This is a genomic window from Pseudofrankia asymbiotica (assembly GCF_001983105.1).
In the GTDB taxonomy this organism is placed as follows: Bacteria; Actinomycetota; Actinomycetes; order Frankiales; family Frankiaceae; genus Pseudofrankia; species Pseudofrankia asymbiotica.
The window spans coordinates 41,980-63,840 of the sequence record NZ_MOMC01000031.1 but is presented as its reverse complement, the minus strand read 5'-3'; the positions used below and the strand labels follow the sequence as shown (position 1 = coordinate 63,840).

Annotated in this window: 12 protein-coding genes; 9 read left to right on the top strand and 3 right to left on the bottom strand. The window is 73.7% G+C overall.

The features are described from left to right. The first annotated feature begins 305 nt into the window (after positions 1–305). Positions 306–1,019: an NADPH-dependent FMN reductase gene (locus BL253_RS16220; RefSeq protein WP_241834845.1), complete on the top strand. Its 714-nt coding sequence runs from the start codon at positions 306–308 to the stop codon at positions 1,017–1,019. A gap of 254 nt (positions 1,020–1,273) precedes the next feature. Next, positions 1,274–2,539: an ABC transporter substrate-binding protein gene (locus tag BL253_RS16215; protein ID WP_076817800.1), complete on the top strand. Its 1,266-nt coding sequence runs from the start codon at positions 1,274–1,276 to the stop codon at positions 2,537–2,539. Between the two features lie 75 nt (positions 2,540–2,614). On the opposite strand, the gene BL253_RS16210 is transcribed toward BL253_RS16215, so the two are convergent. Continuing rightward, the gene (locus tag BL253_RS16210) at positions 2,615–3,871 is read right to left on the bottom strand and encodes a CAP domain-containing protein (protein WP_076817799.1); all 1,257 of its coding nucleotides are present in this window, start codon (positions 3,869–3,871) and stop codon (positions 2,615–2,617) included. Positions 3,872–4,557: 686 nt separating this feature from the next. On the opposite strand from BL253_RS16210, the gene BL253_RS16205 reads away from it, so the two are divergent. Together BL253_RS16205 and BL253_RS16200 are read left to right on the top strand one after the other, a co-directional pair. Then, positions 4,558–7,980, top strand: coding sequence for an ABC transporter permease subunit (locus BL253_RS16205; protein WP_081438364.1), 3,423 nt, complete (start codon positions 4,558–4,560; stop codon positions 7,978–7,980). Beyond that, on the top strand, positions 7,977–8,732 hold the full coding sequence (locus BL253_RS16200) for an ABC transporter ATP-binding protein (protein ID WP_241834844.1): 756 nt from the start codon (positions 7,977–7,979) through the stop codon (positions 8,730–8,732). The genes BL253_RS16205 and BL253_RS16200 overlap by 4 nt, the downstream gene beginning before the upstream one ends. Here BL253_RS16200 and BL253_RS16195 read toward each other — a convergent pair. Both BL253_RS16195 and mtnA read right to left on the bottom strand, forming a co-directional pair. Continuing rightward, on the bottom strand, positions 8,714–9,856 hold the full coding sequence (locus BL253_RS16195; RefSeq protein WP_076817797.1) for a LacI family DNA-binding transcriptional regulator: 1,143 nt from the start codon (positions 9,854–9,856) through the stop codon (positions 8,714–8,716). The genes BL253_RS16200 and BL253_RS16195 overlap by 19 nt on opposite strands. A 225-nt stretch (positions 9,857–10,081) precedes the next feature. Continuing rightward, on the bottom strand, positions 10,082–11,329 hold the full coding sequence (gene mtnA / locus BL253_RS16190; protein WP_274535214.1) for an S-methyl-5-thioribose-1-phosphate isomerase: 1,248 nt from the start codon (positions 11,327–11,329) through the stop codon (positions 10,082–10,084). 175 nt (positions 11,330–11,504) lie between these two features. Here mtnA and BL253_RS16185 point away from each other — a divergent pair, with 175 nt between their 5' ends. From BL253_RS16185 to hrpA, 5 genes are all read left to right on the top strand, one after another. Then, positions 11,505–12,113, top strand: a complete 609-nt coding sequence (locus BL253_RS16185; RefSeq protein ID WP_076817796.1) for a 1,2-dihydroxy-3-keto-5-methylthiopentene dioxygenase — start codon at positions 11,505–11,507, stop codon at positions 12,111–12,113. Positions 12,114–12,214: 101 nt separating this feature from the next. Further along, entirely contained in the window at positions 12,215–14,236 is a 2,022-nt protein-coding gene (locus BL253_RS16180; protein ID WP_076817794.1) for an AfsR/SARP family transcriptional regulator, read from the top strand. Positions 14,237–14,300: 64 nt separating this feature from the next. Further along, positions 14,301–14,960 carry a peroxiredoxin gene (locus BL253_RS16175; protein WP_076817792.1) on the top strand — a complete coding sequence of 220 codons (660 nt, stop codon included), beginning with the start codon at positions 14,301–14,303 and terminating at the stop codon, positions 14,958–14,960. 407 nt (positions 14,961–15,367) lie between these two features. Continuing rightward, positions 15,368–16,912 carry an NAD(P)/FAD-dependent oxidoreductase gene (locus BL253_RS16170; protein WP_241834843.1) on the top strand — a complete coding sequence of 515 codons (1,545 nt, stop codon included), beginning with the start codon at positions 15,368–15,370 and terminating at the stop codon, positions 16,910–16,912. Positions 16,913–17,577: 665 nt separating this feature from the next. Continuing rightward, entirely contained in the window at positions 17,578–21,849 is a 4,272-nt protein-coding gene (gene hrpA, locus BL253_RS16165) for an ATP-dependent RNA helicase HrpA (RefSeq protein ID WP_241834858.1), read from the top strand. Positions 21,850–21,861: the final 12 nt, after the last annotated feature.

Sequence of the window (21,861 nt, the reverse complement as noted above, 5' to 3'; positions counted from 1 at the left end):
GGGACGCCGGCGACCGAGACCGCCGCGGACCGTCGCCCGTCCTCGGCTGGCGGCGGCACACAGGCGCGGCACCACCTCGGCCACCCTCCCGGCCACCTTGTCGGCCCGGAACCGGCCCGGAACCGGCCCGGAACCGGCCCGGCCACCGTCAACTGCCCGGGCCCGGAACCCCGTGGGAGGGCAACTTGGCACTCGCCAAGCCACTGGAACGTCATGGGACAAACATGCCTACTACCCCCGTATTGGCCATGGACGTCACCGCCATAGGCTCACTGCATCACGGCTGGTCGGGAGGGAGCGGGCTGGTGGACGGCTTCGGGACGGGCCCGTCGGTAGTGCGCGACAGTTCCCCCTTGACGGTCCGTCGCGGCAAGGATGCGTCGGCTGATCGCATACCTCCTCCCGGGCTCGAGCGCCGCAACTCCGGTCACGGCCCGGGGCAGTCGGGTCGCCGCCGGCCGCTGATCGTCGGCATCGGCGGATCGGCGCGGATCGACTCGCCGACCATGCGGGCGCTGGGTGCCGCGGCCCGGATGCTCGCCCAGGCCGGCGCCGAGACGGTGATGCTCAGCGTCGCCGAGCTGGACCTGCCGCCCTATCAGCCGGACGGCAAGGAGCGCTCCGCGGCCGTCCGCCGGCTCGTCAGCGAGGTCCGCCGCGCCGAGGGCCTGGTCATCGCGGCCCCGGACTACCACGGTGGCACGTCCGGCGCGCTCAAGAACGCCCTCGACTACCTGTGGGACCTGGGTGAGACGCCCCGGCCGGGCCTGGACGCCCGCCCCGTGGGCCTGCTGGCCTGCGACGAGGGGCCGGGCGCCGGTGGCGCGCTGGCCACGCTGCGGGCGACGGTGCACGCCCTCGGCGGCTGGCCCACGCCGCTCGGCGTCAGCCTGAACCGGCAGGAGTGCGCCACGATCGACCAGTACGGCGCCATCTCGAGCCCGGCGATCGCTGGCCGGTTCGACACGCTCACCGATCAGATCATGGGCTTCGCCTACGCCTGGTCGCATCTGATCTGAGGGCGATCCCTGATCTGACAGTGATCCGGGTAGGCCTCGCCGAGTGTTGGCGCCGACCCTCACGTAACGGGCGAACCAGCGCCAGCTAACGTGTCTTTGCTCTGACCGCCGCGTCAGGATCACCCGCGAGCCCAACGGATTCGCGCGGTTGTGGCGTGTCGGCGCCGCCAGTCGCTCCCCGCGGCCAGGCGGCGCGCGGTCGCGAGCTCACAGTCGACGAGATCTCCGTCGACGAGGATTGAGGAGGGTCCCTGGTGGGACGACGGCACATGCTGCGCCTGGCGGCCGCGGCGCTCGGCTCCGCGCTGGCGCTGGCGGCGTGCAGCGAGTCCGCTGGCGACGGCGGCGGCACCGGAGCAAGCACCCCGGTCGCGGCCGGTGCCACGGTGAAGCTGATGACCATCCTGCCCACCGGGACGGCCGGCTCCAACTACCCCGACATCCTCGCCGCCGGCTATGCCGCGGTGCGCGGGCTCAACGCCCGTGGCGGGATCAAGGGGCACAAGGTCGAGCTGGTCTACTGCAACGAGAAGAACGACGCGACCACCGCCAAGTCCTGCGCCCAGCAGGCGGTGGACGACCACGTGCTCGCCGTCGTCAACGAGGTCAGCGCGACCGGCGGGATCATGCCGATCCTCGAGGCTGCCAAGATCCCGTCGATCGGCTCCAGCGGTATCTCGATCGACCAGTCGGAGCTCACCTCGCCGGTCAGCTTCATGCTCAGCCCGCTGACCGACTATCCGGCGGTGTGCCCGGCCCTGCTGAAGAAGGCGGGCGCGACGAAGCTCGGCGCGGTCGGCTACAGCCTGCCCCAGGCGGACCGGCTGATGAAGATGGCCGAGATCGGGGCGAAGGACGCCGGCTCGCCGCTCGCGCTCGAGCCGCGGGTCCCGATCGACACCAGCGACTTCACGCCGACCGCGACCCAGCTCAGCCGGGCCGGCGTGAACGGCACCGTCCTCGTCGTCGTCGACCAGGGTGCCTACGCGGTGATCAAGGGTGGCGGCGCCGGCGGCGGCACGTACTGCCACGCGCTGGGTGTCCTCTCCCGGGACTGGCTCATCGGCGAGGGCGCGGGGGCCGACTCGATCGTCTTCGCGAGCGCCTTCCCCGAGCTCAGCCAGGCCGGCCAGTTCCCCGAGATCGCCAGGGCGGTCAAGGAGCTCGACGCGGAGGCCGCGGCCGGTGACGCCGACGCGGCGAAGGACAAGCGGATCAGCTCGACGAACACCGTCGGCTCGTGGCTGTCCGTGCAGGTCGTCGAGAAGGTCGCGAACGCGATCCCGGGTGACGAGCTGACGTCGGCGGCGCTGCTCGACCAGCTCAACAGGACCTCGGGCCTCGACCTCGGCGTGCTGCCGCCGCTGGACTTCTCCAAGCCGTCGCCGATCCCCGGCGCGCAGCGGCTGTTCAACACCACCATGCGCGGCGTGCGCTGGGACTCGGCGACCAGGACCTACGTGCCGCTCGGCACCGAGGCCTACGACGCCCTGAAGATCCTCACCCAGACCGGCGCCTGAGCGCCTGACGACAGACCGGGCCTGACGGCGAAGCGTCGGGAGGGGCGCAAGCGCGCCCCTCCCGACGCTTTTGCCTTACCAGGTTCGGGGGGCGCCGAAGACCTGGGTCCAGTAGCAGCCGTAGACGTCGTCGCTGACGGCGTAGCCGACGCCGATCTCGGTGATCTCGGGTAGCAGGATGTTGCGGCGGTGGCCCGGGCTGTTCATCCAGCCCGCGACGACCTCCATCGGGGTGCGCTGGCCGGCGGCGATGTTCTCGGCCACCGTCGCGTACTGGTATCCGGCGGCCTCGACCCGGTCGGAGACCTGCCTGCCCTCCGGGCTGCTGTGGTCGAAGAAGTGGCGGCGGGCCATGTCCGCGCTGTGCGCCGCGGCCGCGATGGCGAGCCGGGGCTCAGGCGTGAGCGGACGCAGGCCGTGCTGCTCGCGTTGCAGGTTCGTCAGCATGATCACCTCGGCGAGCCGGTCGGCTTCGCCCGGCGAGACCGGCGCCCACGGCGGGCCTGGCTCAGCCCGCCGGCCGGGCGAACTGGGCGTGGGCGGCATGGGGGGCATGGGCGGCGGGCCGGCGGCGGGCGGTGACGGTGGCCGCGCGGGCCGGGGCGGCGGCGCGGGCGCGGGGCTTCTCGACGGCGCGGGCCGTGGTGGGACGGGCCGTGGTGGGCCCGCGGGCGTCGTCGCGGGCGCCCTGGGTGCCCGTCGGTCAGGTGGGGCCGCGGGGGCGGGACGTCCCGGTGCGCGTGGCTGGCGGGCCGTGGGCACCGGCGCGACCGGCTCGGGCTCCACATCGACGCCGAAGTCGCGCGCGAGCCCGGCCAGCCCGTCCGCGTACCCCTGCCCGATCGACCGGATCCGCCACCCGCCGGCCCCGTCACCGCCCGCGGCGGCCCTCCCGCCGGCGTTGCCGGCGGGGCCGGAGGATCCGCGCTGGTAGAGCTCGCCGATGAGCAGGGCGGTCTCCGGCCCGAGCCGCGGCGGTCGCAGCCGGATCAGGGTGACGCCGGCGAGGTCGTGCACGGTCGCCGCCGGAGCGGGCAGCCGCCCGAACGGGGTGACACGGTCCGCGGGACTCGCGACCAGCACCACCCGCGCCGCGCCACGGCGCAGCCGGCGCGGGTCGATGGTCAGCTCGTCGACGCCGCCACCGGGGCCGGCGGGCGCGAGCCGGACACCCGCCGCCGCCGGCTGGTTGTAGAAGACGAAGTCCTCGTCGTCGCCGACCCGGCCGCCGTCGCCGATGACGATCGCCGACAGGTCGAACGGTCCGCTCAGCCGGACGCGGACGGCGCCCGCGGGCAGCACCGCGTTGGCCCCGGCCACCAGTTCGAGCATGCGCACCCCCTTGGACCGTTCAACGATCGACGCCGGCCCGGGTTCCGCGGGGGCGCCACGTGGCTGTGTCGGACGGTCGCGCGGCCGGGGGCCGTGACGACTCCCGCCGACGGATGGTTACTCGGCCATTTCATTCCGTCGCATGGTCGGATCTCGCTTCCGAACCTTGCCCCGAACCCTCGACACCCTCGAAAAAGGGTGGTGCGGCCGTGTTCTCCGGTCGTGCCGACGGCGGTTATCCGGCGACCGGTCCAGCGTGCGTGAGCACGTCATTCCCGCCGGCGACCGGGGGCTGTCGGAGATCCGGGCCGAGGGTTGCGCGAGCATGTCGTTTCCGTGCGCGGCGGCGATCGCCGGAGGCTGTTGAGGATCTTTGTCGAAGGTCGTGGGACCATGTTGTTCTCGTTCGGCTGGACTCTGCTGGAGACTCGGTCGGAGGTTGTGCGACCATGTTGTTCTCGTTCGGCTGGACTCTGCTGGAGACTCGGTCGGAGGTTGTGCGACCATGTCGTTCTCGCGGGGCCGGGGGCCGTAGGAGGCGTGGTCGTGCGGAGCATTGCGGGAGCCGTGGGCTTCTCGATACAGAAATGCGGCGGAGGCGCTGAATTGCTGGCCATGACGCGTCGTCGGGTCCCGGTGTGCCGGTACCGCGTTTCCGGTAGTGCCGGCAGCGAAGGTGGGCCACGGTGAACGATGCGATCGGTTACGCCCTGCTCGGCCTGGGGACCGGCGGCCTGTACGCACTGATGACGGCCGGGATCGTGGTGGTCCAGCGCGGTGCGGGCGTGCTGAACCTCGCTCATGGCGCGCTGCTGGCCTGGGCGGCCTACTCGTTCCACGGCGCCGCCGAGGTGTGGGGCCTGCCCGTGTGGCTCGCCGCGTTCGCCGCCGTCATCTCGACAGCTCTCATCGGCCTGATCTTCCACCTGCTGGTGATGCGACCGATGCGCGACGGCTCCGCGCTGACCAGGGTGATGGCCACGCTGGGGCTGCTGATCATCCTGCAGTCGGCGCTCACGTTGATGTACGGCACGCCGGTGCGGGCCGCGCCGACCGTGCTGCCGACCGGCAAGGTGACRCTCGCCGGCATGCCGGTCGGCTGGGACGTCTTCGTCCGGCTCGCCGTCGTCGCGGCGGTGCTCGTGGCGCTGTGGGCGCTGTTCCGGCACACCACGATCGGGCTCGCGGCCACGGCCGTCACCGAGAACCCGCGAGCGGCCGCGACGTTCGGCTGGTCGCCCGACCTGGTCGCCGCCGGAGCGTGGACGCTCGGGGCCGCGCTCGCGGGGCTCGCCGGGGTGCTGCTCGCCCCGCTGCAGATGCCGCTGTCGGCGCCGAACCTGATGCTGCTGATCGTGCCCGTGCTCGCGATCGGCCTGCTGGCGGGGTTCCGCTCGCTGCCGGCCGTGTTCGTCGCCTCGGTGGTGCTCGCGCTCATCGAGGTGGAGACGCAGGTTCAGCTGGTCACCCGGCATCCGGCCTGGCGGGGTGTCGACCGGGCGATCCCCCTGGTCGTGATCGTCTTCTACCTGGCGATCCGGGGCCGGCATATCCCCGACCGGGGGCACGTGAGCGAGCGGCTCCCGGCGCTGGGCAGCGGCCGGATCCACTGGCCGGCGCTCGTGCTGACCGTCACCACCGCGATCTGCCTGGTCTGGTACGCCCTGCCGGTGGACTGGGTCAACGCGCTGAACGCCAACGCGCTGTGGGCGATCCTCATCCTCTCGGTCGTCGTGCTGGTCGGCTTCACCGGTCAGCTCTCGCTCGCCCAGCTCGCCTTCGCCGGGGTGGCCGCGCTGATCGCCGGCCGRCTCGTGGCGGTCCACGGCTGGCCGCTGGAGGCGGCGCTCGCGCTCGGCATCCTCGGGACGTCGGCGCTCGGGGTGCTGTTCGCGCTGCCCGCGCTGCGCACCCGCGGCCTGCAGCTCGCCGTCGTCACCCTCGGCCTCGGCGCGGCCGCGGACGCGATCCTGTTCCAGCGCGGCTACCACACGCCGCCGCCGCCCGGCTCCGTCGCGGCGGCGCTCGGCGAGCTCGGCCAGACGGAGGGCACCGACGTCGGGCAGGCGCGGCTGTTCGGCGTCCGGCTGGACACGGTCGTGGCGCCGCGCGCGTTCGCGACCCTCGCCGTGATCTCGTTCGTCGTCCTCGCGGTCGCGGTGGCGAACCTGCGCCGCGGGCGGGCGGGCCGGCGGCTCATCGCGGTGCGGACCAACGAGCGCGCCGCGGCGGCGCTCGGGATCAGCGTCATCGGCGCGAAGCTCTACGCGTTCGCGCTGTCGGCCGCGATCGCCGGGTTCGGCGGTGTGCTCTATGCCTTCTATCTCTACGGCTCGCGCGGCAACATCGACTACGGCGGCATAACGTTCTCGCCGTTCAGCTCGATCCTGCTGATCGCGTTCGCGGTGCTCGGCGGCGTCGGCTGGGTCAGCGGCGCGTTCGCCGGCGCGGCCTGGGCCGCCGGCACGCTCGGGACCCGGTTCGGGGCCTGGCTCGGGAAGCTGCTGACCGATGTGGCGGCGTTCGCCAGGACGATGATCGCCCTCCTGGGCGCGGTGGCTGGTTTCAGCGCCGGCGCCGGCGCCCTTCGGCCGCGCGGCACGGCGCCGGACACGGCCGGCGACCAGGCCGAGGGTGACGACGGTGAGATGGACGGCGTGGGCGACGCGTCCGCGCCGGGAGACGCGACGCGGGCGGGCGCGGGCCAGCCGGCTTCGGCGCGGCCGGCCTCGCGCCGGCTCTGGCCATGGGCGGGCGCGCTGGTGTTCGCCGCCGCCGCGGTCGGAGTCAGCGGCTGGGTGCTCGACTGGCTGACCCAGCTCGACCGCTACGTGCCGCTGATCGGCGGCGTCGTGCTCGTCACGATCCTCGCCACCTCCGGCGGGGGGATGGCGCCTGGCAACGCGGCGCTGGCCAGCGCCGTCGCCGCTCGCTTCACGCCACCGTCGAGGAGGGCAGCGCGCGCGGCGCGCGAGCACCGGCGGCTCGCCCAGCTGCTGGCCGGCCCGGCGGGTGCCACGCCGGTCGTCGCCCCGGGGGCGCCGGGCGATGCGACCGTCACCACGTCCGTGGAGCACGTCGCCGCGGCGACGGCGGCCGCGACGGCCACGGCCACGGCCGCGGCCGTCGCGGGCACGGCGGCCAGGACGGCCGCGACCAGCACCGTCGCGGCCGCCGCGGCAGCGGGCGCGCGTGCCGCGAGACTCGCCGCGCTCGCGGGCGGCGCGGGGGTGATCCGGCCGGCGACGCTGTCGATCTGGGGTCTGACGGTCCGGTTCGGCGCCGTCACCGCCGTGGACGACGTGAGCCTGCGGGTCACGCCCGGCCAGATCGTCGGCCTGATCGGCCCGAACGGCGCGGGCAAGACCACCGTGATCGACGCGATCACCGGTTACACCCCGGCCAGGGCACGGCAGCTGACGCTCGGCGAGCACCGGCTCGACCGGCTGCCGGCACACCGGCGGGCGCGGCGCGGCGTCCAGCGCTCGTTCCAGAACCTCGAGCTCTTCGAAGACCTGACCGTGCTGGAGAACATCGAGGCCGCCAGTGACCCGCGTGATCTGCGCGCCTACCTGACGAACCTGTTCTGGCCGCGCACGAGCGTGCTGCCGCCGGCGGCGCGCGCGGCCATCGAGGCGTTCGGCCTGGCCGGCGACCTCACCCGTACCGTCACCGAACTGCCCTACGGCCGGCGCCGGCTGCTCGCGATCGCGCGGGCGGTCGCCGCCCGCCCGTCGGTGTTGCTGCTCGACGAGCCCTGCGCCGGGCTGGACGAGCAGGAGAGCGCCGAGGTCGCGGCCCTGCTGCGCCGGCTCGCCGACGAGTGGGGCCTGGGCATCCTGCTGAACGAGCACGACATGGACGTCGTCATGTCCGTCTGCGACCGGGTCGTCGTCCTCGACGCCGGCAGGACCATCGCCGAGGGCACCCCCGCGCAGGTCCGTGACGACCCGATGGTGCAGCTGGCCTACCTCGGGGAGAAGGTCACCGTCCCGCCCAGGCGGCGCGCTCCCGCCCAGCGGCCGTCGGCCGAGCGCGCCAGCGAGCCGGGCCTGACGGGCGAGTCGGGCCTGGCCGGCGAGCCGGTGGCGCCGGGGGCGGCCCGATGAGCGCGAAGGTGGGGGTGGCCAGGCAGCTGGCCGGCCGCGGCCGCCGGTCGCGGCCGGCGGCCGCCGCGCCTCCGGTGCTCGCGGCGCATGGGCTGTCGGCGGGCTACGGCGGGGCGCCGGTCGTCCGCCGGCTTGACATCCAGGTGCGCGCGGGCGAGGTCGTCGTCCTGCTCGGGCCGAACGGCGCGGGAAAGACGACGACGCTGCTCGCCCTCGCCGGGGCGCTCGCGCCGCAGGCGGGTGAGGTGCACTGGGCGGGCAGCGCGACGGCGGCGCCGCTGCACCGGCGCGCCCGTTCCGGGCTGAGCCTCGTCCCCGAGGACCGTTCGGTGATCATGAGCCTGACCGTGCGCGAGAACCTGCGCGTCGGCCGCTGCGACCCGGCGCTGGCGCTGGCGACGTTCCCCGAGCTGGCGGAGCACCTCGACCGCAGGGCCGGGCTGCTCTCCGGCGGCCAGCAGCAGATGGTGACGCTCGCCAGGGCGTTGGCCCGCCGCCCGACCGCGCTGCTCGCCGACGAGCTCTCGCTGGGGCTCGCGCCCCAGATCGTCACTCGGCTGCTGACCGCGGTGCGCGCCGCCGCCGACGAGGGCCTGGCCGTGCTGCTCGTCGAGCAGCATGTCCGCAGCGCCCTGACGATCGCCGACCACGTCCACGTCCTGCGCCACGGCCGGCTCGCCTGGTCCGGCACGGCGGCCGAGGCCGAGGCCAACCGCGACGCCGTCGCCAGCGCCTACCTGCCGCTGGCCTGACCGGACCGGATCGGGTCTGAGGACTCGAGACCGCGCCCTCGCTCCACCTCGGTCGGAGGGAGCATGCGCTGCTCGGCCCGGGTGTCGCCGGAGGCGACCATGCGCAGGGCGGTCACGGCGATGCTGGGCACCGGGCTGCGCACGGCCGCGTAGGCGTGGCGGACCGCCGCGCCCAGCGGTGGCGGGTCGTCGTCGAACCCGACAACCGCCACGTCGTCGCCGAGGCGGAGCCCCCGCTCGCGGCACACCTCGACGGCCGCCGTGGCGAGGCCGTCGTGGGCGGCGAAGATCGCCTCCGGCGGTCCGTCGGCCTCGAACGAGGCGCCGAGTGTCGCGGCGGCGTCCGGCACCCCGAGCCTGGAGCGCACCAGCCGGACCGGCTCGCCGAGCTCGGCCTGGTGGGAGAGATAGGTCTCGGTCCGTTCCCGTACGCACGGCAGGTCGTCCGGGCCCGCGACCAGCGTGACGCGCCGCCGGCCGAGCCCGGCCAGGTGCGTGAGCGCGGCCCGCGACGCGCGCGGGTTGTCGACGTCGACCGCGGCGACCTCCGGCGAGCAGGTCCCGAGCGTGACCGTCCGCCGCAGCATCTGGCGCGGCAGCGCGCCGAGTGCCTCGTGGCTGGGGTTGATGACGATGAGGCCGGCGAGCGCGCGGTCGACGGCGAGCGCTCGCAGCCCGGCGCCGTCCCCGTGCTCCAGCCTGCGCAGGAAGACGCCGAGGCCCGCCGTGCCGGCCTCCTTCGCGGCGGCGTAGGCGACCGTGCCGAAGAACCGGTCCTCCTCCGGGCACCAGGGATGCGAGATCGCCACGATGGCGACGCGGTCGCCCCGCCCGCCGGCGAGCGCGCGAGCGGCGAGGCTCGGCACGAAGCCGAGCTCGCCGGCCGCGGCGAGTACCCGGTCCCGGGTGGCTGGGATGACGTGGGTACTGCCGTTGAGGACGCGGGAGACGGTCGCACGTGACACCCCGGCGAGCGCCGCGACGTCCTCGATGGTGTGACGCCGCTGCGTCGCGTCGGCGTCTGCCGTTCCGTCATGCGCCGAGTGGTCGACGACACGGCCGGCGGCGCCCCCAGGCCGGCTTTCCGTGGGCCGCCCGGCCGCCGTCCACTTGGTATGACTCATGACGACCAGTGTCGGACGATCACCCTGGCCGCTTCAACGCCTCCACCGACCAGATCGACGCGTGCCGGTCAGGCGGTGATCGTCGTCTGTGCCCTGCCGGGGTTACCAGCCCGATCGTGATCAGCCCGATCGTGACCACCGGAGAGCACAGATGACGATCAAGGTACGTGCCGGCGCTGGGGGCGGGCGGTCGTGAGCTCGCGAGTCGTCGTTGTCCGCGCGAAGTCACAGATGTGGGGCTTGGGCACCGTGTTCCGTGATGAGGGCGCTGACCAGGCTCGCGGGGGTGACGTCGAAGGCTGGGTTGTGGGCACGAGCACCGGGCGGGGCGACGCGGCGGCCGGACCAGGCCAGCACCTCGTCGTCGGCGCGCCACTCGATCGGGATCAGGGATCCGCGGGGCAGGTCCTCGTCCACCGCTGCGGCCGAGGCGGCGACGACGAACGGGATGCCGGCGTGCGCGCAGGCCAGCGCCACGCCGAGGGTGCCGACCTTGTTCGCGACGTCGCCGTTCACCGCGACGCGGTCCGCGCCGACGACGGCCACGTCGACGAGGCCGCCGACGATCGTGCCGGCCGCGGCGCCATCCACCTGCACCCGGTAGTCGACGCCGGCCTGGGACAGCTCCCAGGCGGTGAGCCGGCTGCCCTGCAGCGACGGCCGGGTCTCGTCGACGTAGACCAGCTCGACGCGGCCGCGGGCGTGCAGCTCGTGGATGATCCCGAGGCCGGTATCCCGGGCGGCGGTGGCCGGCGTGCCGGTGCCGCGGTGGGTGAGGACGCGTAGCGAGCGGTCGCCGAGCCGGCCGAGGATCCAGTCGGCGCCGTGGCGGCCGATCGCGCGGCTCGCCCGCTCGTCGGCCTCGGCGAGGGCATGCCCGACCGCCACGACCGCGTCCAGGCCGTCGTCGACGACGGCATAGGCGGCGTCGACGCCCTGTACGAGCGCGAGCGCCGTCGGCCGGGCGGCGCGCAGCCGGCCGACGGCGGCGGTGAACGTGGAGCCGTCCCAGCCCTCACGCGCCGCCTGCACGATCGCGAGGGCGACGCCGTAGGCACCGGCGATCCCGAGTGCGGGCTCGCCTCGGACGACGAGCCGGCGGATGGCGGCCACCAGGTCGTCGACCCGGTGGACGTCCACGTTCGCGAGACGGTCCGGCAGCTGGGTCTCATCCAGCAGACGGACGGACGCACCCGTCCAGGCGACCGGGCGCGGGCTCGCCGTCCACGCCGCCCCGGCTCCCGCCCCCGGCGGCGTGGCCGGCCGCCGTGCCGGCCGCGGGCGCGGTGGAGACGGCCGCGGCTGGGGCTGGCCGGGCGGGGACGGTGAGGATGGCGGCCGCGACAGCGTGGAGAGGTCGGGAGACGGCGGCGGCCACCGGTGCGGTGGCCGGGGGGCTGGCCGCGGCGGGGGCCAGCTGGAACCAGCCAGCGGGACGGATCCGCTCTGGTCCGGGTCTGGCGGCTCCGACATGCCGGCACTATGCGGATCGTGACCGGCCCCGGTCAAGCGGGCGGCGCCGGTGCCACATCGTTGCCACCGGAACCTCGTGATGGCGCCCGCGCCTTGACTCGGGTTTTCCGTCGGCCGGAAGATCAGCGGGTCCCGTCCTGAGGACGGCGGTTCGGCGTGGGCCGGGGAGGCACGGATGACCGCTCTGACGACCTGGCCGGCGCACGACCCGACGACCGTGGCACTGGCGACCACCAACGCGGCGCTGATCGGCTCGTTCCTCGGTGGGCTCGGTTTCCGGTTCGAGCGCTGGCCGCTGGTGGCTGGTCCGCGTTCCGCCGCGCGGGCCGAGGACGTCCTCGCCGCCTACCGTGACCCGATCGAGCGGGTCGCCCGGGCCGACGGCTTCGCCCAGGTCGACGTGGTCGCGCTGCGCCCGACCGGCGCGCCGAGCTTCGCGGCGACGGCGGCGGTGGCCCGGGCGAAGTTCCGCGCCGAGCACACCCACGCCGACGACGAGGTCCGCTTCTTCGCCGCCGGCCGCGGCGTCTTCTACCTGCACACCCGCGACGCCACCCGGGGCGAGGAGGTGCACGCCGTGCTGTGCGAGGCCGGCGACCTGCTGTTCGTACCCGCCGGGACCACTCACTGGTTCGACATGGGGGCGACGCCCTCGTTCACCGCGGTCCGGTTCCTCCACGACCCCGACGGCTGGGTAGGTGACTTCACCGGCAGCGACATCGCCCTTCGCTTCCCCGACTTCGACACGCTCGCGTGCGGCGGCGCCGCCGCGGCCGGGGCGTGACGGGCGGTCCCCGCGGCGATGGTCGCGCTCGGCGTCGATCCGGACTCCTCATCCTCCTCACCTGGCACGATGGCTGGTGGGGCACGTAATGGGGGTATCGGGTGGAAGTCCTCTGGATCGAGCTGTTCGGCCGGTTCCGGGTCGTGGTCGGAGACCGGGCCGTGCCGGACGCCGCGTGGTCGCGTCGCAAGCCGGCGGCGCTGGTCAAGCTGCTCGCGCTGGCTCCGGGACATCGGCTGCGCCGCGAGCAGGTGATGGACGTGCTGTGGCCGGAGCTCGACCCGTCGGCCGCCGCGGCGAACCTTCGCAAGGCGCTGCACGCGGCGCGCCGGGCGCTGGGCGGCTCCGATGGCGCGGACGGCGCGGGCCTCATCGTCTCGATCGGTGATCTGCTGTGCCTGCCGTCGGAGCGCCTGCGCGTCGATGTGGACGACTACCGGACGTTCGCCGCGGCGGCGCGGCGAACCCAGGACGTCAATGCCTACTCGAGCGCCCTGGAGCTCTACCGGGACGGTCTGCTGCCCGAGGACGTCTACGACGACTGGGCGGGCGGCCCCCGCGACGAGCTGCGCGACGACTGGACCGCGCTGGCCAGGGAGCTCGCCCGGCTGCTCGAGGCTCGCGGTGAGGTCAACGAGGCCGCGCACACGGTGGCCCGGCTGGTTGGCGCGGATCCGTCGCACGAGGAGAACAACGCCTGGCTGATGCGGCTGTACGCGCTGGCGGGACGGCGCGATGACGCTCGGCGGCAGTACGACCGGCTGCGCGAGCGGCTCGCCGCCGAGCTGGGTACCGAGCCGGGCCCGCGGACGCAGCGCCTCTACGAGGAGATCCGCGGCGACGCGCGGGCCGAGCCGGCGCTGTCGACGGATCTGTGGGAGAAGGTCGGCGACCTCCGGGTGCAGGCGGGCGACGCCGTCGCCGCCGTACGGGCCTACGAGCAGGCGCTCGCGGCCTCGACCGACGCGGCGGCGTGCGCGCGGCTACACCGCCGGTGCGCCACCGCCCTGTTGATGCAGCACCTGCCGGACGCGGCCGAGCCGCACCTCGCCGCCGCCGACGGGTTCGCGCGGGACGAGGCCGAGCGGGGGCGGATCGCCTGCGCGCGGGCGAGCGTCATGTGGGAGCGCAGCGAGCTCGGCGCGGCCCAGGACCTGGCCACGAGCGCACACGCGGCGGCCGTGGCGCACGGCGACGAGGACGGCGTGACGGACGCGCTGGAGATACTCGCGATGATCTCGCATATGCGGGGCGACTGGCGCACCTCGCTTCAGGCCACGATCCGGCGGCTCGCGGCCGACGACCTGGGCGGCCGGGTCAGCCGGTTCTACGAGATCAACCACTGCATCGGGCAGCACCAGCTCTACGGGGACGGCAGCGCCGGCGACGTCGAGGAGTACGCGCGGCAGACGCTGGTGCTGGCCGAGCGGGCCGACGCGATCGCGGCGCAGGCGTTCGCCTGGTGCCTGCTCGGCGAGTCGCTGCTGCTGCGCGGCCACTGGGACGAGGCGGGTGCCTGCCTCGAACGCAGCTGCGAGCTCTACACGCCGATGGGCAGCAGATCCGTCGCGCTGCCGTGGATGCGCCTGGCCGAGCTCGCCGTCTGCACCGGCGCCCCCGACGACGCCGCGCCGTACCTGAAGCGGGCCACCGCCATCGCGACCGTCGCCCCGACGTCCCGGCGCCATGCCTGGGGACGGCTGCACGCGACGGCCGCGCTGGTCGCCCTGGAACAGGGTGACCAGGAGCGGGCGCTGCGGTCGGTCGGCGCGGCGCGGGCCGCGGTGGCCCGGTACGGCGACTGCCCGAGCTGCGGCGCGATGCTCAACCAGGTCGGCGCCGAGGCGCTCGCGCTGGCCGGGGACCGCGCGGGCGCCCGGGCCTTCGCCGAGGCGGCGAGGAACACGGCGGAGCGCTTCGACAGCTCGGCCTGGAGCGCGATGGCGGAGGCGGCCGCCGGCAGTGCCGCGGCGGCGGACGGCGACCCGGCTCAGGCTCACGCGAGGTTCGAGGCGGCGGCGGCGCTGTACGAGAAGGCCGAGCAGCCGTTCTGGGCGGCCCGGTCGCGACGGCAGGCGATCGCCGCCGCGCGAGGGAACGTTCAGGGAACGAGGCGTCCGTAGAGTCGCCTCTGACCTGAACATAACCCGGCGCGGCGCGCGCCGGACATATCCGACGGAGACAACGATGAGTCTGACGATCGGCGACACCGCCCCCGACTTCGTGGCCGCGACCACGGAGGGCCCGATCTCCTTCCACGACTGGATCGGCGACTCCTGGGCGGTGCTCTTCTCGCACCCCAAGAACTTCACGCCCATCTGCACCACCGAGCTCGGCTACGTCGCCTCGATCAAGCCCGAGTTCGACCGCCGGGGCGTGAAGATCATCGGCCTGTCGGWGGACCCGGTCGAGCTGCACGCTGACTGGGCCAAGGACATCGAGGAGACGCAGGGCACCGCGCCCAACTACCCGCTGATCGGCGACGCCGACTTCACGATCTCGAAGGCCTACGGCATGCTGGGCGCCGACGTCAGCGGCGACCCGTCCGACCGGACGGCGGCGGACAACCAGACCGTGCGCAACGTGTTCGTCATCGKCCCGGACAAGAAGATCAAGCTGATCCTGGTGTACCCGATGACGACCGGCCGCAACTTCGACGAGGTCCTGCGCGTGATCGACTCGCTGCAGCTCACCGCGAAGCACAAGGTGGCCACGCCGGTGAACTGGAAGCAGGGCGAGAACGTCGTGATCGCCGGCTCCGTCAACAACGACCAGGCCAAGGAGATCTTCGGTACCTGGGAGGCGCCGAAGCCCTACCTGCGCATCGTTCCGCAGCCGGGCGCCTGACCCACGGCACTCGGCCGCGCTCGCGGCTGGCGTTGGTCGACCTGGTACCCGGTGGGCGCTGGGTCGACCGACGCCGAAGGCGTCGGCGAGACGTGGCGGACGTGTGCGCCGCGGAATAGAAGTTGTCCAGTTCTGCTTGGAAAGTACGTGATTCTGGCGGATTTCTCCGGCGACTGGCGGCCACCGGCGGTGGCGGGTCGGCTCAGGTGATCGGGACGGTTCGGGGGTCGTGATACAGCGACATTCTCCCGGGGTGTGATTTCTGCGACAGGGCCGCCTGGCGTATGCGAACGGTCCGCGGGTTGAAGGTCACTCCGGTACGGCTGTCAGCCCCTGACGTTCCTGTGAGATGGTCTGGGGGAACGGCGGAAACCGCGCTCGCCCGAGTGGATGAGTGGAGAGGAATTGTGACCGCGAACACTGTTACCACCAGTGGTACCCAAGTCGGCGCGATCGAGGATGGTGTCTACCGGCACCGCGTCCTGGTCATTGGCTCAGGGTTCGGTGGGCTGTTCGCCGCCCAGGCGCTTCGCAGCGCCTGGGCTGACGTCACGATCGTGGGGAAGACGTCCCACCATCTCTTCCAGCCGCTGCTCTACCAGGTCGCGACCGGGATCCTCTCGGAGGGGGAGATCGCCCCGTCGACCCGCGAGGTGCTGCGCCGCCAGCGCAACGTCCGGGTCGTGCTCGGCGAGGTCACCAACATCGACCTCGAGGCGAGGACCGTCACCTCGGAACTGGTCGGGCGTACGGCCGTGCACCATTACGACAGCCTGATCGTCGCCGCCGGCGCCGGGCAGTCGTATTTCGGTAACGACCGGTTCGCCGAGCACGCGCCCGGGATGAAGAGCATCGACGACGCCCTCGAGCTGCGCGGCCGCATTCTCGGCATGTTCGAGCTGGCGGAGGCGTCCACCGACGAGGCGGATATTGAGCGGCTGCTCACCTTCGTCGTTGTCGGCGCGGGCCCGACCGGTGTCGAGATGGCCGGCCAGATCGCCGAGCTCGCGCACCGGACTCTCCGCAGGGATTTCCGCCACATCGACCCGCGCAAGGCGCGGATTGTGCTGCTCGACGCGGCTCCCGTCGTGCTTCCCGCCTTCGGCGACAAGCTCGGTGGTTACGCCGCCGAGCGGCTGGAGAAGCTGGGTGTCGAGGTTCAGCTCGGCGCGATGGTGACCGACGTCGACGCGACCGGTATCGAGGTCAAGGAGGCCGACGGCACGGGGCGGCGCATCGAGTCGGTCTGCAAGGTGTGGGCGGCCGGAGTGCAGGCGAGCCCGCTGGGCAGGCAGCTCGCCGAGCAGAGCGGCGCGGGAATCGACCGGGCCGGCCGGGTCGAGGTCCAGCCGGACCTGACCCTGCCCGGTCACCCGGAGGTCTACGTCATCGGCGACATGATGTCGCTGAACCGGCTGCCGGGAGTGGCCCAGGTCGCCATCCAGGGCGGCCGGCACGCGGCCCGTGACATCCGAGCCCGGATCGAGGGCCGGCAGTCCGGCAAGCTGTTCAAGTACCACGACAAGGGCAGCATGGCGACGATCTCGCGGTTCAGCGCGGTCGCCAGCATCGGCGGGCTGAAGCTCACCGGCTTCGTGGCATGGCTGATGTGGCTGGCCGTGCACCTCGTCTACATCATCGGCTTCAAGCACCGCGTGACGACGCTGCTGCACTGGGCCGTGAGCTTCGTCGGCCGGGGCCGCTCGGAGCGGACCGTGACACATCAGCAGATCTTCGCCAGGACGGCGATCAGCCGCCTCGGGGACGACTTCTCGCCGTCRCTGCCGCCGGACCCCGACGCCCGGCCATCGTGGCGGGGGAACGGCGCGGCGCCCCTCATGCCTGGTCCGGCCATCCCGGCCAACCCAGCCATCCCGGCCGGCCCAGCGACGGTTACCGAGGCGGCGGCCCCTGAGGAGGGGCTGGAGCCTGCCGCCTCCGGTGTCGCGTGACCCGGGTCGGGTGATCGGCGTGGCCAGCGCTGGTCGCCGGCCACTGGCGCTGAGCGTCCCTCCCAGCCCGGCGGGGGCTCGATATTGGCTTGCGGCGGCGGCGCGGCGGGAATATGCATGGTGGACGCATGCGTCTGACATGCGGGGACGCGGACGGGGACGCCGCATGATGCGTCGCGAGTCGCCCGCCGTGACCGCCTTGGTGTAGCCGGGGCTGTGAGACCCTCGATTACCGCTGTAAGCCCTGATCAGGAAACATGGACTCCGCTCGCGCCGTGACGTTGCCGCACGCCCAGCAGCCGGTCGAACCGCTGACCGGCGGTGCCGTCGACCCCGCCGCCGCCCAGACGGACCGGCCGGCCACTTCGGCGGCCTCGGCCTCAGGCTCGGCCTCGGTCGGGGGCAGCCGCGGCGCGCCGGAGCGGGCTGGCCGTCCGGGCCGCCGGCGCCGGCCTGGAGCGTCGGGCCGCTCGGGTGGTGACGCGGCCGGTGGCGGCCGTGGTGACGCGGGCGGCGGCCGTGGTGGCGTGGCCGGCGGCGGCCGTGGTGGGGTGTCGGGCCGCGGGCCGGTGGGGAAGCAGCGTGACGGCGGCGGCCGGCCCGTCGATCTCGGGCCCGCCGAGCGGTCGGAGCTCGCGGGGCTGTCGGCGAGGCTGCCCGCGCTGATGCCGCGCGACGGGCACCGGCTGGCGCGGCGCCTCGACGCGGTCCGCCACGATCCGGACGCCGAGGCGCGGGCCCGCGCGGTCGGCGAGATCACCGGTGAGGTCGAGACGGCGGAGATTCGCGTCGCGTTGCGCCGCGACGCCGTGCCGGCGCTGAAATACCCGGACGAGCTGCCGGTCAGCCAGCGCAGGGACGAGATCCTCGCGGCGATCCGCGACAACCAGGTCGTCATCGTGGCCGGCGAGACCGGCTCAGGCAAGACGACGCAGATCCCGAAGATCTGCCTTGAGCTCGGCCGCGGTGTCACCGGGATGATCGGGCACACCCAGCCGCGGCGGCTGGCCGCTCGCACCGTCGCCGACCGGATCGCCGAGGAGACGGGCGCGGGGAGCCTGGGCGGGATCATCGGCTACCAGGTGCGGTTCACMGACCAGGTCGGCGAGGACACRCTGGTCAAGCTGATGACCGACGGCATCCTGCTCRCCGAGCTGGCCACGGACCGGCTGCTGCGCCAGTACGACACGCTCATCATCGACGAGGCGCACGAGCGCAGCCTCAACATCGACTTCATCCTCGGCTACCTGCACCGGATCCTGCCGCGCCGGCCGGACCTGAAGGTCGTCATCACCTCGGCGACGATCGAGACGGAGCGGTTCTCCCGGCACTTCGGCGACGCGCCGATCATCGAGGTGTCCGGCCGGACCTATCCGGTCGAGGTCCGCTACCGGCCCGTCATCGACCCGGACGACCCGGACGCCGATCCGGACCGGGATGTCGTCACCGCGATCTGCGACGCGGCCGACGAGCTGTCGGCCGCCGGGCCCGGCGACATCCTCGTCTTCCTGTCCGGCGAGCGGGAGATCCGCGACACCGCGGACGCGCTGGCCCGCCGGCCGAGGCCGAGCAGGGAACTGCTGCCCTGGGAGATCCTGCCGCTGTACGCGCGGTTGTCCGCCGCCGAGCAACATCGGGTGTTCCAGCCGCATCAGGGCCGGCGGATCGTGCTCGCGACGAATGTCGCCGAGACGTCGTTGACCGTCCCGGGAATCAAGTACGTCATCGACGCCGGCACGGCCCGGATCTCCCGGTACAGCCACCGGCTGAAGGTGCAGCGGCTGCCGATCGAGCCGGTGTCGCGGGCGTCGGCGAACCAGCGGGCCGGACGCTGCGGGCGGACGTCCGCCGGCATCTGCGTCCGCCTCTACTCGGAGGACGACTTCGAGGGCCGGCCCGAATACACCGACCCGGAGATCCTCCGTACCAACCTCGCGTCCGTGATCCTGTCGATGGCGTCGCTGGGGCTCGGCGAGGTCGCGGACTTCCCGTTCCTCGACCCGCCCGACCCCCGCCAGATCACCGACGGCATGGCGCTGCTCCACGAGCTCGGCGCGTTCGAGTCGCCGCGGCGGCCGCCCGCCCCGGCGAGACCGGCCGCCGGCGCCGAGACCGGCGCGCCCGAAGCCGCCGGCGCCGACGGTGCCGTCGACGCCAGCCGCGGGGCCGTCTCAGGTGACGGACCGGGTCACGGACCGGGCCGCGGGGGTGAGGCGCGCGGCGGCGGGCACATGCCGAGGCTGACGCCGCTCGGGCGCCGGCTCGCCCGGCTGCCGATCGACCCGCGGCTGGCCCGCATGATCGTGGCGGCGGAGGAGCAGGGCGCTCTCGCGGAGGTGCTCGTCATCGCCGCGGCGCTGGCCGTCGGGGACCCCCGCGAGCGCCCGCCCGACGCCCAGCAGGCGGCGGCGGAGAAACACGCCCGGTTCACCGAGCCGACGTCGGACTTCCTCGGCCACCTGAACCTGTGGAACTACCTGCGGGAGAAGGCCGCGGAGCTGTCGTCCAACCAGTTCCGCAAGATGTGCCGCACCGAGTTCCTGCACTACCTGCGGGTCCGGGAATGGCAGGACGTCCACAGCCAGCTGCGCCAGTCGGCCCGCTCGCTGGGCCTGTCGACGAACGCCACCCCGGCGAGCCCCCAGCAGGTGCACGCCGCGCTGCTCACCGGCCTGCTGTCGCACATAGGCCTGTTCGACCCGGAGAAACGGGACTACCTGGGCGCGCGCGGCGCGCGGTTCGCCGTCTTCCCCGGCTCGGCGCTGTTCAAGAAGCCGCCGCGCTGGGTGGTCGCCGCCGAGCTGGTCGAGACGTCGCGGCTGTGGGGACGGGTCGCGGCGAAGATCGAGCCCGAGTGGGTCGAGCCACTCGCCGGGCACCTRGTCCGCCGTTCCTACAGCGAGCCGCGCTGGTCGCGCCGGTCCGCCGCCGTCGTCGCCACCGAGAAGGTGACGTTGTACGGCGTGCCGATCGTGGCCGCGCGKACGGTCAACTACGGCGCGATCGACCCCGTTCTCTGCCGGGAGCTGTTCATCCGGCACGCGCTCGTCGAGGGCGACTGGGAGACGCGGCACGCGTTCTTCTCCGAGAACCGGCGGCTGCTCGCGGACGCCGAGGAGCTCGAGCACCGCGCCCGCCGCCGCGACATCGTCGTCGACGACCAGACGATCTTCGACTTCTACGACGCGCGCATACCCGCGGACGTCGTCTCGGGCCGCCATTTCGACGCCTGGTGGAAGAAGACCCGTCCGGGTACGCCCGACCTGCTCGTCCTCACCCCGGAGATGCTCGTCAACCCGAGCGCGGCGGGCGTGAGCGCCGCGGACTTCCCGGACCTCTGGCCAGGCCGGCCCGGGGACGAGCACCAGATCGCCCTGACCTACCAGTTCGAGCCCGGGTCGGCCGCCGACGGCGTGACGGCGCACATCCCACTCGCGATTCTCAACCAGATCGAGCCGGACGGTTTCGACTGGCAGGTGCCCGGGCTGCGCGAGGATCTCGTCACCGAGCTGATCCGCTCGCTGCCGAAGGCACTGCGGCGCAGCTTCGTCCCCGCGCCCAACTACGCGCGCGCGGTGCTGGACCGCGTCGGCCCGGCCGACGGCCCGCTGCTCGCCGTCGTCGAACGCGAGCTGAACCGGATCGGGGGCGGCACGACCGTCTCCCGCGCGGACTGGGACCTGAGCCGGCTGCCAGCGCACCTGAGGATCACGTTCCGCGTCTACGACGGCCAGAAGCAGCGTGACGGCCAGAAGCAGCGTGACGGCCAGAAGCAGCATGACGGCCAGAAACAGCGCGATGGGAACGCCGAGCGGCCGTCGCCGCCGGGGGCGGCGCTCGCCGAGGGCAAGGACCTCGACGAGCTCAAGCGCCAGCTGGCGCCGAAGCTGACGGCGGCGGTGTCGGCCGCCGGCGGGAACCTGGAACGGACCGGCCTGACCGGCTGGGGCGACCTGGGTACCATCCCGCGCACCGTCGAGCGCAGGTCCGGACGTCATGTGGTCCGTGGCTACCCAGCGCTGGTAGCCGAGCCTTCCGGGGGCGCCGCGCTTCGGGTGCTGGCGACCGAGGCCGAGCAGGGCAGGGCCCATCCCGTCGGCACCAGGGCCCTGGTTCTCGCATCGGTGCCGTCACCGGTGCGGTACATCAACACCCAGCTCTCGAACGCGTCGAAACTCGCCCTGCGCCACCATCCGCACGCGAGCATCGGCGACCTGCTCGACGACGCCGTCGCCGCGGCCGCCGACGCGCTGATCGCCGAGGCGGGCGGCCCGGTATGGGACGAGGCCGCGTTCGAGCGGCTACGAGACGCGGTCCGGGGGGAACTGCCCGATCGCTCGCTCGCCGTCGTCCGATCCGTCCAGCAGGTTCTCACCCTCGCCCACGACGTGAAGACCCGGACGGAGGCGCTGGGGGGTGGTTCACCAGCGGGCGGTTCGTCAGCGAGCCGCCCGGCGGCCGGCCGCCCCGTCCAGGTCAAGGACCTGCGGTCATTGTCCTCGGCCTTCGCCGCCGCCCAGGGCGGCGGCGGCACGCGGACCGCCGTCAAGGTCACCCCGGCGCTCGCCGCGAGCCTCGACGACCTGCGCCGCCAGCTCGCCGCGCTCGTCTACCCGGGGTTCGTCACGGCCACCGGCGCCGATCGTCTCGACGACCTGACCCGTTACCTGACCGGCGCCCTGCGCCGCCTGGACCGTCTCCCGGCCGACGTGGCCAGCGAGCAGCCCAAGCTGGCCAAGATCGCCCGTGTCCGCGCCGCCTACGACGAGCTGACGGCGGACTTCCTTCCGCCGGGCACGCCGCCGGGCCCCGACCTCCTGAACATCCGCTGGATGATCGAGGAACTGCGCGTCAGCCTCTTCGCCCAGACGCTGCGCACCCCCTACCCCGTCTCCGAGGAGCGCCTCTACCGCGCCATGGACGACCTCGCCCCCTGACATCGTCTGCCT

What these genes read in the sequence shown, in the direction of transcription:
- BL253_RS16195 (WP_076817797.1), bottom strand. Translation starts at nt 9,856, where the DNA reads ATGAGTCATACCAAGTGGACGGCGGCCGGGCGGCCCACGGAAAGCCGG.
- mtnA (WP_274535214.1), bottom strand. Translation starts at nt 11,329, where the DNA reads ATGTCGGAGCCGCCAGACCCGGACCAGAGCGGATCCGTCCCGCTGGCT.
- BL253_RS16200 (WP_241834844.1), top strand. Translation starts at nt 7,977, where the DNA reads ATGAGCGCGAAGGTGGGGGTGGCCAGGCAGCTGGCCGGCCGCGGCCGC.
- BL253_RS16210 (WP_076817799.1), bottom strand. Translation starts at nt 3,871, where the DNA reads ATGCTCGAACTGGTGGCCGGGGCCAACGCGGTGCTGCCCGCGGGCGCC.
- BL253_RS16185 (WP_076817796.1), top strand. Translation starts at nt 11,505, where the DNA reads ATGACCGCTCTGACGACCTGGCCGGCGCACGACCCGACGACCGTGGCA.